15 protein-coding genes are annotated in these 16,561 nt (G+C 39.5%); 11 read left to right on the plus strand and 4 right to left on the minus strand.

Annotated features, from left to right (window positions below):
- Positions 1-142: 142 nt before the first annotated feature.
- Entirely contained in the window at positions 143-1,093 is a 951-nt protein-coding gene (gene tal, locus GQR53_RS10565) for a transaldolase (protein ID WP_165743909.1), read from the minus strand.
- Between the two features lie 225 nt (positions 1,094-1,318).
- On the opposite strand from tal, the gene yaaA reads away from it, so the two are divergent.
- Both yaaA and GQR53_RS10575 read left to right on the plus strand, forming a co-directional pair.
- Positions 1,319-2,098, plus strand: coding sequence for a peroxide stress protein YaaA (yaaA, locus tag GQR53_RS10570; protein WP_039488339.1), 780 nt, complete (start codon positions 1,319-1,321; stop codon positions 2,096-2,098).
- A 120-nt stretch (positions 2,099-2,218) separates the two neighbouring features.
- Positions 2,219-3,175, plus strand: a complete 957-nt coding sequence (locus GQR53_RS10575; protein WP_024604199.1) for a mechanosensitive ion channel family protein — start codon at positions 2,219-2,221, stop codon at positions 3,173-3,175.
- A 571-nt stretch (positions 3,176-3,746) separates the two neighbouring features.
- On the opposite strand, the gene GQR53_RS10580 is transcribed toward GQR53_RS10575, so the two are convergent.
- Positions 3,747-4,067, minus strand: coding sequence for a BON domain-containing protein (locus tag GQR53_RS10580; RefSeq protein WP_002961403.1), 321 nt, complete (start codon positions 4,065-4,067; stop codon positions 3,747-3,749).
- Positions 4,068-4,340: 273 nt separating this feature from the next.
- A complete protein-coding gene (srmB, locus tag GQR53_RS10585) occupies positions 4,341-5,567 on the minus strand; it encodes an ATP-dependent RNA helicase SrmB (protein WP_002961405.1) in 1,227 nt (408 codons plus the stop codon).
- 75 nt (positions 5,568-5,642) lie between these two features.
- Here srmB and GQR53_RS10590 point away from each other — a divergent pair, with 75 nt between their 5' ends.
- The 4 genes from GQR53_RS10590 (at position 5,643) to GQR53_RS10605 (ending at position 9,327) form a co-directional block, all read left to right on the plus strand.
- On the plus strand, positions 5,643-6,341 hold the full coding sequence (locus GQR53_RS10590) for a methyltransferase (protein WP_138489641.1): 699 nt from the start codon (positions 5,643-5,645) through the stop codon (positions 6,339-6,341).
- A gap of 61 nt (positions 6,342-6,402) precedes the next feature.
- Entirely contained in the window at positions 6,403-8,112 is a 1,710-nt protein-coding gene (locus GQR53_RS10595; RefSeq protein WP_165743910.1) for a DUF4153 domain-containing protein, read from the plus strand.
- A 163-nt stretch (positions 8,113-8,275) separates the two neighbouring features.
- Positions 8,276-8,722 (plus strand): DUF2147 domain-containing protein, encoded by a 447-nt coding sequence (locus tag GQR53_RS10600; protein WP_154903693.1) that lies wholly within the window; start codon positions 8,276-8,278, stop codon positions 8,720-8,722.
- 137 nt (positions 8,723-8,859) lie between these two features.
- Positions 8,860-9,327 carry a YHS domain-containing (seleno)protein gene (locus GQR53_RS10605; protein ID WP_165743911.1) on the plus strand — a complete coding sequence of 156 codons (468 nt, stop codon included), beginning with the start codon at positions 8,860-8,862 and terminating at the stop codon, positions 9,325-9,327.
- A 77-nt stretch (positions 9,328-9,404) separates the two neighbouring features.
- Here GQR53_RS10605 and fldB read toward each other — a convergent pair whose 3' ends face one another.
- Positions 9,405-9,926, minus strand: a complete 522-nt coding sequence (gene fldB, locus GQR53_RS10610; RefSeq protein WP_007583764.1) for a flavodoxin FldB — start codon at positions 9,924-9,926, stop codon at positions 9,405-9,407.
- 94 nt (positions 9,927-10,020) lie between these two features.
- Between fldB and xerD the strand changes: the two genes are divergently transcribed.
- The 5 genes from xerD (at position 10,021) to lysS (ending at position 16,344) form a co-directional block, all read left to right on the plus strand.
- The gene (gene xerD, locus GQR53_RS10615; protein WP_002961416.1) at positions 10,021-10,947 is read left to right on the plus strand and encodes a site-specific tyrosine recombinase XerD; all 927 of its coding nucleotides are present in this window, start codon (positions 10,021-10,023) and stop codon (positions 10,945-10,947) included.
- A gap of 63 nt (positions 10,948-11,010) precedes the next feature.
- Positions 11,011-11,739 carry a bifunctional protein-disulfide isomerase/oxidoreductase DsbC gene (dsbC, locus tag GQR53_RS10620; protein ID WP_002961417.1) on the plus strand — a complete coding sequence of 243 codons (729 nt, stop codon included), beginning with the start codon at positions 11,011-11,013 and terminating at the stop codon, positions 11,737-11,739.
- Positions 11,740-11,817: 78 nt separating this feature from the next.
- A complete protein-coding gene (recJ, locus tag GQR53_RS10625; protein ID WP_165743912.1) occupies positions 11,818-13,539 on the plus strand; it encodes a single-stranded-DNA-specific exonuclease RecJ in 1,722 nt (573 codons plus the stop codon).
- Between the two features lie 144 nt (positions 13,540-13,683).
- Positions 13,684-14,782 (plus strand): peptide chain release factor 2 gene (prfB, locus tag GQR53_RS10630; RefSeq protein ID WP_100218355.1). Its coding sequence is split into 2 segments (ribosomal slippage): positions 13,684-13,758 and positions 13,760-14,782, totalling 1,098 coding nucleotides; the frame shifts between segments, so codons are not numbered across the junction.
- 26 nt (positions 14,783-14,808) lie between these two features.
- Positions 14,809-16,344 carry a lysine--tRNA ligase gene (lysS, locus tag GQR53_RS10635; protein ID WP_002961420.1) on the plus strand — a complete coding sequence of 512 codons (1,536 nt, stop codon included), beginning with the start codon at positions 14,809-14,811 and terminating at the stop codon, positions 16,342-16,344.
- Positions 16,345-16,561: the final 217 nt, after the last annotated feature.

Raw genomic sequence — 16,561 nt, forward strand, 5'->3', positions numbered from 1 at the left:
GCCTAGTTAAAATAGAATAAAAAAGTGTCAGTTATGTTACATAAGTGTGATTGATTGATGAAGGTTAAATAGAGAAGTAGCCTATTTTAGGCATAAAAAAACGCCGCTATTGCGACGTTTTCTAAAACACGATTATAACAAATTACATTGCTTTAAAACGCGCTTCTAGTTGTTCTTGTGCATCAGCAAAAGAGCGAATACCTTCAGCTAGTTTTTCAGTAGCCATAGCATCTTGGTTATGTAACCAACGGAACTGCGCTTCTGTAAGTGGCTCTGGTTTTGGCTCTTTAGGAATATCTGTTTCTAGCAAGTATTCCTGTGCGCCTTCAAGGTTACCTAAATCTTCTAAAAGATTAGGGCTAATTGTTAGCTTGTCGCAACCAGTAAGAGCAATAATTTCGCCTGTATTACGGAAACTTGCACCCATCACAACTGTTTTGTAGTCATGGCGTTTGTAAAATTCAAAAATGCTGCGTACAGACTGAACACCTGGATCTTGTAGCGGATCGGTTGGTTTTTCCATACCGTTAGCAACGTGCCAATCTAAAATACGCCCTACAAATGGCGAAATTAGAAATACGTTTGCATCGGCACATGCGCGGGCTTGGGCATCGCTAAATAATAAAGTAAGGTTACATTTAGTCCCTTCTTTTTCTAGCTGCTCAGCGGCTTTAATACCTTCCCATGTAGATGCTACTTTAATTAAAATTTTGTCTTTGCTTACACCTTCTTTTTCGTAAAGGCTAAGTAGGGTATGTGCTTTATCAATCGTAGCTTGCGTATTAAACGAAAGGCGTGCATCTACTTCAGTAGAAATATAACCAGGTACAATAGCGCTAATTTCTTTACCTAGTAATACGGCAAAGTAATCACATGCTAGTTCAAGTTGTTTAGCTGGCTCTTGCTCGGTTTCTTTTGCATAGCTCCAAGCTTTATCTAGGTAAGGCTTATATGCTTCAATCTCGCTCGCTTTTAATAAAAGCGACGGGTTTGTAGTTGCATCTTCTGGTTGATGCTTTTTAATAGCTTCAATATCACCAGTATCGGCTACGATAGATGAATGTTGTTTTAGCCTTTGTAGAGCTGAAGTCATTTGCTTTCCTCATTCCAAGCAAGTTAAAAGAAAAATCTAATCACTCTTAATATATACAATCCATACTGCAACAGTGTGACAATGCTTGATAGGTCTTATGTCCTTATCAATAGAAAAACGGCAATGCATGGGTTATTAAGAGAGGATTTATTTAAACAAAACGTGCTTTTCGTTTCATTTAATGTTGAAATTGACACTAAATAAATTACAAGTCAATAGCTAACTATGATCACTGTTATTTCACCTGCAAAAAATCTTGATTACGAAACGCCACCCGCAACAGACAAGTTCACTCAACCTGAATTACTAGAGCACAGCGAAGAGCTCATGAAAGTATGCCGTGAACTAACACCAGCGCAAATTGGCAGTTTAATGAAAATTAGCGATAAGCTATCTGGGCTTAACGCTGCACGCTTTAGCGAGTGGGCGCAGCCGTTTACACAAAGTAATGCTAAACAAGCAGTGCTTGCCTTTAATGGCGATGTATACGGCGGTTTAGATGCAAGTACGCTTAAAGCTAGCGAGCTTGATTACGCACAAAATCATTTGCGTATCCTTTCTGGCTTATACGGCTTATTAAAACCACTTGATTTAATGCAAGCTTACCGTCTTGAAATGGGCACCAAGCTTGAAAACTCGCGTGGCAAAAACTTATACGAGTTTTGGGGCAGCGTAATAGCGAACAAACTAAACGAAGTATTAAAAGCACAAGACGCACAATACCTCGTTAACCTTGCTTCAAACGAATACTTTAAAGCGGTAGATAAAAAAGCGCTTAATGCACAAATTATTACCCCACACTTTAAAGACTGTAAAAACGGTCAATACAAGGTAATTAGCTTTTACGCTAAAAAAGCACGCGGCATGATGGCGCGATACATTATCGAAAATAAAGTAACGCAATTAAGCCAACTTAAAGAGTTTACTGTGGCGGGTTATTACTTTAGCCCTGAGGCAACAGTTAAAGAGCTTGAGCCGGTATTTATGCGCGACGAACAAAATTAGGTCATAAGCCTAAATAAACAATTGAAAAGCCATGCATTGCATGGCTTTTTTGATACTGGCGTTATATTTGCAATCTCATCTAATATTAATGAGATTATTAATTAAAGAGGTGCAAACAAAATGATCAGTATTCCGTCAGTTGGCGAAGCCGAAAAACTAATAGAAGAAAAGCTCGGAGGGTGGTTTGATGTTGTCATCAGCCATATCCCTAATTTTATAGTGGCAATTGTAATTGCCATAGTATTTTCAATATTGGCACGCTTTGCTGGCAAGCTGATGAAAAACGTATTACGCCGCTCACTCGACTCAACGCAAATTGCCGATTTAATGGCGTCAATATTTAAAGTTATTGTGTTGTGCATAGGTTTATTTATAGCGCTCGATTTTGTTGGCTTAAAAGGCACCGTTACTTCGCTACTTGCTGGTGCGGGTATTGTGGGTTTAGCCATTGGTTTTGCGTTTCAAGACATGACCGAAAATCTAATTGCTGGTATAGCAATGGGTGTACGTAAGCCATTTAAAACAGGTGATGTAATAGAAACCGATGATGTGTTTGGTTCGATACATTCTATAAACCTACGTAACACGCTAATAGAGAGCTTTTACGGGCAACTAATACTTGTACCAAACAAAGTCTTATTTAGAAATGTACTAAAAAATTACACCACGCTAGGTATAAGACGTATAGAAGTACCTGTAGGTATTTCGTACGGCGATGACATAGAAAAAGCAAAAGACGTTATAGTCGAAAAAATTAACGAATTTGACTTTGTAATACGTAAAGACGAAACCGCTGTATACGCTGAAGGTTTTGGCGACAGCAGCATTAACTTACTGGTGTGGTTTTGGATTAAATACCCAGGCGAGCCTGACTTTATGACGGTACGCCACAAAGGTGTTGTTGCCGTTAAGCAAGCATTAGACGAAGCTGATATTAGTATTCCTTTCCCAATTCGTACGCTCGATTTTGGCATTAAAGGGGGTGAAAAACTCGATGCCATGATAAGCGATAAAATAAGCCAGCAATCATCAAATAAAGACAGTAGCGACGGTGCTGACTCTAGCCAAAGTGAGTAATTTAGTTAAAGCTCATTAGGCAAAAGCATTGGGAAATAGTTACTTACCAACAGCGCATTTTTACAGAGTAAAAATGCGCTTTTTTTATAAACGGATTATTAGCTAAAAGTTTAAATACCTAGTTTTGTGTTTATTGAATATCAATTCTAATTAGTTGCGTTTGGCCATGGGAGTATTAACAAGTAAAAGTAGTGTTTACCCAACGATTTTCTCACTGCCTTTGCTGCACACTCTGAAATAACGCCCTCATCTATTTCAATAACTAAATCATCCTTTTAAGCCCGTTAGGTCGGCTAAAGAATCAGTGTAAGTTTTTACAATATTAATTGAGTTAACTTAAGGGCTAAAAAACAAAGACAAACACGCCAGCATCAATTCTAAATCACTCTTCTTCAGTATAAGTGTGAGCTATCGATTTTAGGGGGAGGGATAATTGGATTGCCTGGGCTTTATTTTATCTTTTTCACAGCAGCAATGCTTGCCTTAAACAGAATATAAAAAAGCGCAGCTTGTGTTGGAGTAACAAGCCGCGCTTATGAATTAGTTATACAAATAGGTTTTGTGGTGCGTATTAAATAACGCTAATTTTGTTACGAATGATTTTAACCCCATCTATATTTTCTAAAAACTTTTGAGCTAGTGCGCGCTGAAAACCAGTTTGTGCTTCACCGTATAAATCTACTTCACCATTTTTTACCTGCACACGAATATCACTTAACGCCAGGTTAGGGTTAGTTCGTAGGGTGTTGGTGATAGTTTGTTGTAGGTTAGGTTGAGTGGCTACACTGCTTACTACGGCCATATTGGTTGCTGCACTTACCTTTGTAGCGCAAGCTAATAAAAATAAACAACAAAATGATACTAAAGCGATAGTTAACTTGAAGCGGTTCATAACTTAATCCTTACATTACGGTGAATAGTGCAGCCACAAAATGGAAATTCCATCGGCTAGGTTATCTTTGTAGTTACAATTTCGGTGCCAATATTAACGCTATGAAATATAAGGTGATTTTATTAAGTGGGAATTAAGGTGGGCAAAAATTACATTTAAATGAGTATGAGTTACATGCTTGGGTTACATATGTAACAGGTACAAACACCAGAGCCTGTAAGGCTTGCATTAAAAAAGCCGACAAAAGTCGGCTTAGAATAAAAATATGTTAGGTTACTTTTTCTTTTTAACCTTGGCCTTTTTCTTGGCTTTCATTTTTACTGGATCTTTACGCTTTTTAGCCGGCGGCTTAGCTTCTTTATGCTGTGGCTCAACACCTTTAATTACACGGCGTTTTAGTTTTTGTTCAACGTAGCGCTCTACTTTATACAAAATACCAATGTCGTGTGCTTCAACTAATGATATTGCAATCCCTTTTTTACCAGCACGGCCAGTACGACCAATACGGTGTACGTATACGTCGGCAGTGCGCGGCATATCAAAGTTAATAACGTGGCTAATGTCAGATACGTCAATACCACGTGCGGCTACATCGGTCGCAATTAATATACGTGTTTTGCCACTGTGGAAGTTTTCCATGGCTTTCATACGTTTGTCTTGTGGCATTTCGCCGCGTAACCAAGCTGCTTTAACGCCGTTATTGGTTAGCTCGCCAATCAGTGTTTCTAAACGCTCACGGGTTTTAACAAACACAATTGCTTTAGTCACATCTGGACCATTTAAGGTATTTACTAAAAGCTCTAGTTTATGATGATAGTCATCGGCTAAATGTACCCACTGGTGAATTTTAGCTTTTTCTTTACGTGACGATTCAGCTTCTAATAGAGCAGGGTCGTTTAATGTTTTTTCAGCAAACCTTTCTACGCTGTCACCTTCGAGTGTTGCTGAGAATAAGAAACATTGGCGACGATTTTTAGCTTCGTCACAAATACGGCTCATTTCTTTTTTGAAACCCATGTCTAACATGCGATCTGCTTCATCAATAATAAGCATTTCTACGTGTTCAGCATGAAAGTTTTCGGTTTCTAGGTATTCCATTAATCGACCTGGTGTGGCGATTAAAATATCATTATTTTTTTCGAAAATTTCTTTATGCGTGCCGTAGTTAATACCGCCTGTTACTACACCAATTTTTAGGTGTGTGCGTTTAGCTAGCAGTTCACATTGTTCATGAATTTGATAAGCCAACTCACGAGTCGGGGTCATAACGAGGACGCGCGCAAAACCAGGATCACGACGTGGGAAATCCAGTAAGTACTGAATAGCCGGAATTAAAAATGCCGCTGTTTTACCTGTACCAGTAGGCGCAGATGCTAAAATATCGCGCCCCTGAAGTGCTTCAGGAATAGCTTGTTGTTGAATGCTGGTTGGCGTCTCGTAGCCCATTTTATTAATGGCATCGAGTAGCTTGTTATCAAGATCAAATTCAGAAAATTGCATAGAGTGTCTAAAATAAGGGACAATTACCCTGATTATACGCGCTATGCTGCGCTTGGTGAATGAAAAGGTGAAAAAATGTCTGGTTTTGTATTTAAACAATTTAAAGTTGAACACGACCACTGTGCAATGAAAGTTTCTACCGATGGCATTTTGCTTGGCGCATGGGCTAATTTAAGCGGTGCAAAGTCATTACTTGATATAGGCACTGGCACCGGCTTACTAGCATTAATGTGTAAGCAGCGCAGTAATGAGCTTGATATAACTGCGGTAGAAATTGACGAAAGCGCCTATACCCAAGCATTACAAAATGTAGCTAATAGTCCGTGGCCAACAATAAGTATTAAGCACCAAACTATTCAAAGCTTTAGTAGCGAAGTTAAGTTTGATGTTGTTATCTCTAATCCACCGTATTTTAATCACAGTTTAAAAGGCGATAATGCTGCGCGTAATACCGCACGCCATACCGACGGCTTAAGTTTTGAAGAGTTAATAAATGCCTTTAAACGCTTAAGCCATAGTCGCTCTCGCTTTAGCTTAATACTCCCAAGCGTTGAAGGTGCATTATTTATAGAGCTTGCTACTCAAAATGGGCTTTATTTAAATGCTCATTGCCAAGTAAAAGCCACGCCTAATAAAGATATTAGCCGCAGTTTAATGGCATTTAGCTACGTAAAAAGCGATTTAGAATCATCAACCCTGTGTATTAGAAACTTAGATAATACCTACACCGCTGATTATATAGCCCTGTGCAAAGCATTTTATTTGAAAATGTAAAGCAATTGTAAAATAGGAACGAATAACGCAAACTGACTAAAACCTATTGTTGAGAACAGATATGGATAGTCAGTTACCAAAATCTTTTATAATTATACTTGCCGTATTACAGGCTATTGCTCTTACCCTTTTGTATAGCAGTATAGAAAATAATGTGTGGCCAGCAACAAGCCCTACATGGTTAGTCTCACTTATTACATTTTCTATGAGCTTTCCTTTATTAATGCTAATGACCGTTAATAAAAATAATATAAAAACGTCGTTGCTTTTAATCCTTCCTTTTTCCTTGTTGTTATCTTTATTGGGGGCGTATGTTGGCTTTCAGCAAGAGCCTCAAGAGTACGTAAGTAATAACACTTTAATGTCAGTTTTTATTTTTACTAGTTTAATAGCTGGCTTTAAAGGCCTTATGTACATACAACAATTTGGTAGCTCAGAAAATGTTAGTTACAGTCGTTTATTTAAGCTCTCTTGGCGTAATTTTATAATATTTGGAGAATGCTGGCTGTTTGTACTTATTTTTTGGGGAATTCTAAATTTAGGTGCGGCTTTATTTGATATTTTAGATATAGAATTTTTCTCTGAGCTACTAAGAAATGAATGGTTTTGGATCCCAACCTTAACGCTCGCATTTGCCTTTGCGAGTGTCATATTTAGAAAGCTTTTGAACATTGAAGATAATATCGCTTTTTTACTACAAACTTTAATTAAGTTTTTATTGCCTGTTTTATCAGTTATTTCTCTCGGTTTTTTAGCAACACTTCCTTTTACCGGACTCAATAAATTATGGGAGACCGGAAGTGGCAGTTTATTAGTAATGTGGCTGCAGGTGCTCACGTTGTTTTTTGTTAACACTGTTTATAAAGATGACTCATCAGTTCGCCCTTATCACATGCTCTTGCACCGACTCGTTTTTATAAGCGTTGCGTTACTTCCAGTTTATAGTGTTATTTCTGCCTATGGAATTTACTTACGGGTAGAGCAGCATGGGCTAACAGTAAATCGTTGTTGGGGCATTTTAATTTGGTTTTTATTGGCGTGTTTTTCGTTTAGTTATCTTGTTGGAATTATAACAAAGCGAGACAATTGGCTAGAGCCGCTTAGCAAAATAAATATTGTGATGGGGTGGGTGGTGCTCGTTAGTATGCTTGCTGTTAACTCCCCTTTATTAAATTTTCAAAGCTTATCTACAAACAGCCAAATAGCGCGTTTAGATGCAGATAAAGTAACAATAGAAAAGTTTGACTATTACTATTTTGAGCACAGCTTAGGTCGCCAAGGTTATTTAGCTATGCAGTTATTAAAACAGAAAATTGAAACGAGTCACCCAGAGCAATACGCTATCATCGATAGGATGTATGTAAATAATGAGTTTGCTTTAACGCTTGAACACACAGTCGATGATTTTATTGAGCGCAGTGTATTTTGGCCATCACAAGTGCTAATACCTCAAGGTTTAATAGAGGCAGTATTTTCTGAACAACATTTTTACGATCGTAACTCTTTAAAAGAACATACTTACTATTTCATTGGCATGGATTTAAACAAAGATGATGAACTCGATTTTATAGTGATTGACGAAAGTAATGAAAATATATCCGCATATTTCTGGTTATTCGACATGGGTAAGTGGCGCTCAAGGTATATGAATGTCGAAAATCCTGAAGAGATTAGATACCTTAAAAGCATGATTGATAATAACGAATTATCTTTAGTTGAGCCTGAATATTCAAATCTAAAAATAGGGGATGTTGTTTTTAAAGTGAGGTAATACGTAACTTTTTTTATGCTACTGCCCCTTAAACCTAAACTAATGATTATTAGTTTAGGTTTTTTCTTTTAGTTTTTTATTTTATGTACAGCGCTTTAATAGTGTGTTTATAAATCACCTGATATGATTTAGCCATTGGCCACTTAATTTAAAAGGCAACACAATGAAAAAGTTAAATAAATTAGCATTACTTAGCACGTTAACAACCACCATTTTTGCAAGCCAAGGTGTGTTTGCTGCTATTACGCCAGTAGGCCTTTGGAAAACAATTGACGAGGATACAAACCAAGCTAAGTCGTATGTACGTATTAGCCAAACCAACGGTACTTTAAGCGGTAAAGTTGAAACTATTCTAGACCCTGCAAAACAAAACGATATATGCAGTAAGTGTGATGATGAGCTAAAAAATCAGCCTATTTTAGGAATGACCATAATCACTGATGTAAAAGCACAAGATGATGGCACCTGGGGAGACGGTGAAATACTCGACCCAACAAATGGTAAAACCTACACCTTACAATTAACCCCGCAAGATGAAGGTAAAAAGCTCGAAGTGCGCGGTTACATTGGCTTTTTTTACCGAAACCAATATTGGCTAAGAGTAGAGTAAGTTTTACTACTTACTTAATTACTAAACGTTAAATAATTAAGCATTAACTGAAATCATTTTTGCGCTTTGCCTTTCTTACTCATTAAGCCTGCCATATTTAATTGGCATAAAATTTTGAGTAAATAAAAGGGTAAAATATGATTAAGTACATAGTTGCTTTAATAATGCTTAGCGCACTGTTAATAAGCGGTGGGGCAAACGCAACGGATGATGCGGTAAACACTGGCTGGTTTAATAACACGGCTATTAAAGGGTACGACAGTGTTGCTTATTTTACCCAAAATAAAGCCATTAAAGGCAATGACAAATATACGTTTAGTTATTTAGGTGCCGACTGGCATTTTTCGAGTGAAGAAAACAAAACGGCATTTGCAGAAAACCCAAAGCGTTATGCACCGCAATACGGTGGTTGGTGTGCTTATGCAATGGCTGATGAGGGTAATGCTGTAGGGATAGACCCAGAAGCATTTTATATTCACGAAGGTAAGCTTTACTTAAATTACAGCCAAAGCGTACAACAAAAATGGTTAAGTAATTTATTGCCGTACATTGTAATGGCTGATGGATATTACCCACAAACGACCAATGTTATGACGTTTCAATAAATTACTCATATTGCTAATCAAAAGCCCGCAACTAAACTAGTTGCGGGCTTTTTTCTTTTTATTTATTAGCTTATTAATTAAAGCGTTTCGCCGTATTCAGTCATTACCTGTTCAACCCATGTTGCAATGCGGTCGTCGCTTAGCTCGTATTGACTGTCTTCGTCGAGCGCGAGTCCTACAAACTGTTTACCATCAGGCGTTAATGCTTTTGAAGCTTCAAACTCGTAACTACTGTCGTTTGGCCAAAAACCAAGTTGAGTAAATGTTTGCGTATTTATTTCGTCGTGTAGCATGCCTAGCGCATCTTGAAACCACTGCCCGTAACCTTGTTGATCGCCCATGCCAAATAAAGCAATGGTTTTACCGTTTAGGTTTACGTCGGCTATGTCGTCCCACTTTGACTCCCAGTCTTCTTGTATTTCACCAAAATCCCATGTTGAAATACCAAAGATGATAAAGTCGTACTGCTCTGCATTTTTTAGTGGCTCGTCTTTAATATTGTGCAGGGTAACTATATCGGCACCAATAATGTCGCGAATCTTTTCTGCTGCCATTTCGGTGTAGCACGTAGTAGAACCAAAAAATAAACCAATTTGCATCGTATTTATCACTGTGTAATTGCCTGATATGATAGGCTCAAGTTTACCGTAAGGTATTTTTAATTGATACCTTAGCAAAGCATGAGAGCATAATGTGACAACGCTATCTGACGATTCTTTTGAAAATAACAGCAGTATGAGCAGTAATAGCGACTACCTAGAAACCTTTTTAGATAGCCTGTACTTAGAACAAGGCGTAAGCGAAAATACATTAAGCGCTTATCGCAGTGATTTAGATAAGTTTTGCCTATTTTTAAAGGGCGAAAATTTAATGACGGTAACGGGGCTAGACATAGAAAGCTACTTAGCCCATCGAGTTGATTTAGGTTTAAAACCACGCAGTACAGCACGTAGCATTAGTGCGCTAAAGCGTTTTTATCAGTACTTTGTGCGCGAAAAAATAATTAGTGATTCGCCCATGCTAAACATTGCTCAACCAAAAGCCGGACAGTCGTTACCTAAAACACTCTCAGAAGCTGAAGTTGAGGCATTGTTAAATGCGCCCAACACAGAAGAAGCGATGGGGCTGCGCGACAAAGCCATGCTAGAGCTACTTTATGCAACGGGGTTGCGTGTAAGTGAGCTTGTTGGGCTTCGTATGGAGCAAATTAATTTGCGCCAAGCGGTGGTGTTTGTAAAAGGCAAGGGTAACAAAGAGCGCTTAGTGCCACTGGGTGAAGAAGCCATGTATTGGCTGGAGCAATTTTTAAAGGGTGGGCGTGCACAAATGATAAAACACGCCACTGATTTTGTGTTCCCATCTAAGCGTGGAGTAGGCATGACGCGACAAACCTTTTGGCATAGAATTAAACACTATGCTATTTTGGCATCAGTTGAGTCTCCATTATCGCCCCATACCATGCGCCATGCTTTTGCTACGCACTTATTAAATCATGGGGCAGATTTACGTGTGGTACAAATGATGTTGGGCCATAGCGATTTATCAACGACGCAAATTTATACCCATGTTGCCAATGAACGGTTAAAGTCGGTACACGCAGAGCATCATCCGCGAGCGTAAGTTTGAAAGTAAATATTATTAAGCCGGTCAATATATTAAGTATTTTTAGGATAGAGAGAAGTTATGAAAAAATTAATGTTAGCGGGTGCCATGTTGTGCACAAGTATTAGTGCATTTGCAAATGGCGTTGCTGTAACACCAGATGCTAATGATCCTATTATTACTAAATTTGCCGAGCTTGGTGTAACTGTAAAGCAAATTAACCCAAGCCCAGTAGCGGGTTTAAAAGAGTTGATCACTAATAAGGGCGTGCTTTACGCAAGTCCAGATGGTCAATTTTTAATGCAAGGTACGTTAATCGATTTAAATAATCGTAACAACTTAACAGAGCAAGCATTAAACGGCGTGCGTGTTGAGGGCATTAAAGAATACGAAGATTCGATGATTGTGTACAAAGCACCAAACGAAAAACACAGTATTACCGTATTTACCGATATTAGCTGTGGTTACTGTCGTAAATTACATCGCGAGTTAGACGATTTACTTGATGCGGGTATTACCGTTAAGTACCTTGCGTTTCCACGTGGTGGCTTACAAGGTTCAGGCTACGCCGATTTAATGAACGTATGGTGTGCACGCGATCAGCAAGAAGCACTAACAGAAGCTAAGTCGGGTACAAGCACTAAAGTAGTTGCAGGCTGTAGCGCACCGGTTGCAGAGCATTATCAGCTTGGTCAAAGCTTTGGTATTAGCGGCACACCTGCCATTATTTTAGAAGATGGTACGATGATCCCAGGTTACCAGCCAGCAGCAGCACTAAAAGCAGCATTAGATGCTAACAAAGCGTCGTAATACGTTTTATAGCTAATAAAAAGGCCTTAATGGCCTTTTTTTGTCTTTTTAATACGACCCAATAAGTTAAAACTCTGCATGAAAAAACTAATCATTGCGCGTGAAAACGTTGACGACTCGCATCTACCGAGTAATTTACACCCTGTAATTAAACAAATTTATGCTAACCGCAATGTATTTAATGCCGACGAGCTAAATAACAGCGTAGCTACGCTTCACGACTTTAAATTGTTTAAAGATATCGACAAAGCCAGCGATTTACTAATTGAGGCATTAAAGACGCAAAGCCAAATATTAATAGTCGGCGATTTTGATGCTGATGGCGCAACAAGCACTGCAACATTAATGCAAGGCCTTGAGATGTTTGGCTTTAAGCATTTAGATTACTTAATTCCTGACCGGTTTAGCTTAGGTTATGGTTTAAGCCCCGCACTTGCAGAGCAAATAGTACAAATAAAGCCTGATTTAGTGATCACCGTAGATAACGGCATATCGTGTATTGCTGGTATTGATATTTTAAAAGCGGTTGGTATAAAAGTGCTGGTAACAGATCACCACTTACAAGGTGAGCAGCTGCCAAATGCAGATGCAATAGTAAACCCAAACAGGCATGAATGTGATTTTCCGTCTAAATCCATTGCTGGCGTTGGCGTTGCTTTTTACTTATTAATAGCACTGAGAAGCGTAATGCGAGACTTAGGTTATTTTGAGCAGCAACCGCCGCCTAATTTAGCTAACTTGCTCGACATTGTAGCGCTTGGTACGGTTGCTGACGTGGTCGCACTTGATGCAAATAACCGCACCTTAGTACATCAAGGTTTAGCACGTATTCGCAGTGGTAAAACACGCCCAGGCATTACCGCGCTTATTGAGGTGGCTAACCGCAATGCTGCGCGCTTAAGCGCAAGCGACTTTGGCTTTTCACTTGCCCCGCGTTTAAATGCAGCAGGGCGATTAGACGACATGAGTTTGGGTATAGCATGCTTACTTAGCACCGATATAAACCAAGCACGTAGTATTGCCAGCGAGCTTGATAGCTTAAACTTTGCAAGGCGCGAAATAGAACAAGGCATGCAAGCCGAGGCGCAAGCCGTGCTTGATAGACTCGCATTTAGCGACGATAACGTCCCTGATGCAATCTGCTTGTTTCAAGACGATTGGCACCAAGGTGTTATTGGTATTTTGGCTGGTCGCTTAAAAGAAAAGTACCACCGACCAACCGTTATATTTGCTGGTGGCGAAAATGGTGAAATAAAAGGTTCGTGCCGCTCTATAGAAGGGTTGCACATGCGCGACTTACTCGAAGGGCTTAATACTGCTGAGCCACACTTAATTAATAAATTTGGTGGCCACGCAATGGCCGCTGGTTTAAGTATTAATGAGCAACACTTTAACGACTTTAAAAAGGCATTTGATGCTGCAGTGAGTGCGCAACTGAGTGAAGAAAGTAAGCGCTGTATTGTATTTACCGACGGTGAGCTGCCAAACGACTGCTTTACGATGGAGTTTGCTCAGCTATTAAAGCAATCGGGCCCTTGGGGGCAACAATTTCCTGAGCCGGTGTTTGAGCACACATTTGAAGTAATACAGCAGCGCATAGTCGGCGAAAAGCACTTAAAACTTGTATTAAAGCATCAATCAGGGCGATTAGTTGACGCCATTGCCTTTGGTATTGATGTAAAAGAATGGCCCGACACAGAAGCGAAGTTTGTAAAAGTAGCCTATCAACTCGATATAAATGAGTTTAGAGGTAAATTTACGCTGCAATTAATAGTTAGAGAGCTTGAAAAAGTGCACTAAAAAATATGCACAAATCATGCATAAAAGGCTAATAAAGCGCGCGGTTTTTTGTTAAAATCGGGCGTTTTTATCATTTGACGATAATTTGTTGCGAAAATCCCATGTAAAGGGGCGCAATTACCTAGCCATTTTGGAGTGATGTACATGTTTGAAGTGAATCCTGTGATTAACCAAATCAAGGAAATTCGCGAACGTACTGAATTGCTTCGGGGGTACCTTTGACTACGCTCTTAAACAAGAACGCCTAGAAGAAGTTAACGCCGAACTTGAAGATTCAGCCGTATGGAATGAGCCTGAACGAGCACAAGCGCTTGGCCGTGAAAAATCAGCATTAGAGGCTGTTGTTGAAACAATCGACAACCTTGTAGCCGGTACTGACGACGTTGAAGGTCTACTTGAACTTGCTGTAGAAGCCGAAGATCAAGATACCTTTGATGAAGCACAAAGCGAACTTAGCGATCTAAACGAGCAGTTAGAAGGTTTAGAGTTTCGTCGTATGTTTTCAGGTCCTCATGACTCAAACGATGCGTACCTTGATTTACAATCGGGTTCTGGCGGCACTGAAGCACAAGACTGGTGTAACATTCTACTTCGTATGTATTTACGTTGGGGCGAGGCTAAAGGCTTTAAAGTTGAGCTAGTTGAAGCAACCGACGGTGATGTTGCCGGTATTAAAGGCGCAACAGTTCGCTTTGTTGGCGAATACGCTTACGGTTGGTTACGTACAGAAACAGGCGTTCACCGTTTAGTGCGTAAAAGCCCGTTTGACTCAAGTGGTCGTCGTCATACCTCATTTGCTTCTGCGTTTGTATACCCAGAGATTGACGATAATATTGAAATTGATATTAATCCGTCAGACCTACGTATAGACGTTTACCGTGCATCAGGCGCGGGTGGTCAGCACGTTAACACCACCGAATCGGCGGTTCGTATTACTCACGTACCAACAAATACCGTAGTGCAGTGTCAAAACGAGCGTTCACAGCATAAAAATAAAGCCCAAGCGATGAAGCAGTTAAAAGCTAAATTATTTGAGCTTGAGCTACAGCAGCAAAATGCTGAAAAACAAACGCAAGAAGACGCTAAATCTGATATAGGTTGGGGTAGCCAAATACGTTCATACGTACTTGATGACGCACGTATTAAAGATTTACGTACAGGCGTTGAAAACCGCAATACCCAATCGGTACTTGACGGTAACTTAGATAAATTTATTGAAGCCAGCCTTAAATCTGGCCTATAACCACCAAGCTAATAAAGAGCTAAAAAATGACTGATAAAATCCAAGACGAAAACAAGTTAATCGCTGAGCGTCGCGGCAAGTTAGACGCGATACGCGAAAATTGCCCAGCCAACGGTCATCCAAACCAATTCCGTCGTGAGCATTACACGGCTGATTTGCAAGCCCAGTTTGGTGATAAGAGCAAAGAAGAATTAGTTGAACTACAAGAAGTTGTGTCTATTGCTGGACGTATTTTAGCAAAGCGTGGACCGTTTTTTGTAATTCAAGACATGAAAGGTCGCGTACAAGCGTATGCATCTAAAGATGTTCAAAAAGACCTTAAAGAAAAATATGGTCAGCTAGACACTGGCGATATTATAGGTGTTAAAGGCGCGCTAAATAAATCGGGCAAAGGCGATTTATACGTAGAAATGACTGAGTATCAATTACTAACTAAGTCACTTCGTCCGTTACCTGAAAAATTCCATGGCTTATCAGATCAAGAAACAAAGTACCGCCAACGTTATGTTGACTTAATTACTAACGAAGCAACGCGCGAAACATTCCGCATTCGCTCACAAGTAGTTGAAGGTATTCGTCGCTTTTTAGCAGACCGTGACTTTATGGAAGTAGAAACACCTATGCTACAGGTTATACCAGGTGGTGCATCTGCGCGTCCGTTTGTAACTCACCATAACGCGCTTGATATCGACATGTACCTACGTATAGCGCCAGAGCTTTACTTAAAGCGCTTAGTGGTAGGTGGTTTTGATCGTGTATTTGAAATTAACCGTAACTTCCGTAACGAAGGGTTATCTACACGTCACAACCCAGAGTTTACAATGATTGAATTTTACCAAGCATACGCTGATTACATCGACCTGATGAACATCACCGAAGATATGCTACGTACTGTTGCAGAAAACGTACTAGGTAGTGCAATTGTAGTTAATACAACTAAAGACGAAAACGGCGAAGTTATCGATTCAGTTGAATACGACTTTGGCCAACCGTTTACACGTTTAAGCATGGCAGATGCTATCTTAAAATATAACCCTGAGTTTGATGCTGCGGTATTTAACGACCCAGAAAACCACTTTGAAGAGTTAAAAGCGTACGCTAAACAAGTGCACGTTAAAATTCCTGAAAACTGTGTTTGGGGTCCAGGTAAGTTTCTTTGTGAAATATTTGAAGAAACAGCAGAGCACATGCTTATTCAACCTACGTTTATTACTGGTTACCCGTGGGAAGTATCACCACTTGCACGCCGTAACGACGAAAACCCATTTGTTACCGACCGTTTTGAGTTTTTTGTTGGCGGTCGTGAACTTGCAAATGGTTTCTCTGAGCTTAACGATGCACAGGATCAAGCTGAGCGCTTTACTCGTCAAGTTGAAGAGAAAGACGCAGGCGATGATGAAGCAATGCACTACGACGAAGACTACATACGCGCACTAGAGTACGGCTTACCGCCAACGGCTGGTGAAGGTATTGGTATTGACCGTTTAGTAATGTTGTTTACTGATTCATCAACAATTAAAGACGTTATTTTGTTCCCGCATATGCGTCCACAAGCTGACTAATCTTTAGTAGAACAAAGTAAGTTAATAAACGCCGCTTAATAGCGGCGTTTTTTTGCTTATAATTAGTGTTTTAATTAATAAGTACTACACTAAAAATTAAAGGTAATTATTAGTGCTGATTAATGTGCAATTCAGCTTCACTAACTTATTGTTATTGGAAGTTTTTAATACGCGGATTCAAACCTGAAGTGCATAACGTTTAGGCGGCTTTAGCCGC

This window comes from Pseudoalteromonas sp. Z9A6 (assembly GCF_011378805.1).
Taxonomy (GTDB): Bacteria; Pseudomonadota; Gammaproteobacteria; order Enterobacterales; family Alteromonadaceae; genus Pseudoalteromonas; species Pseudoalteromonas distincta.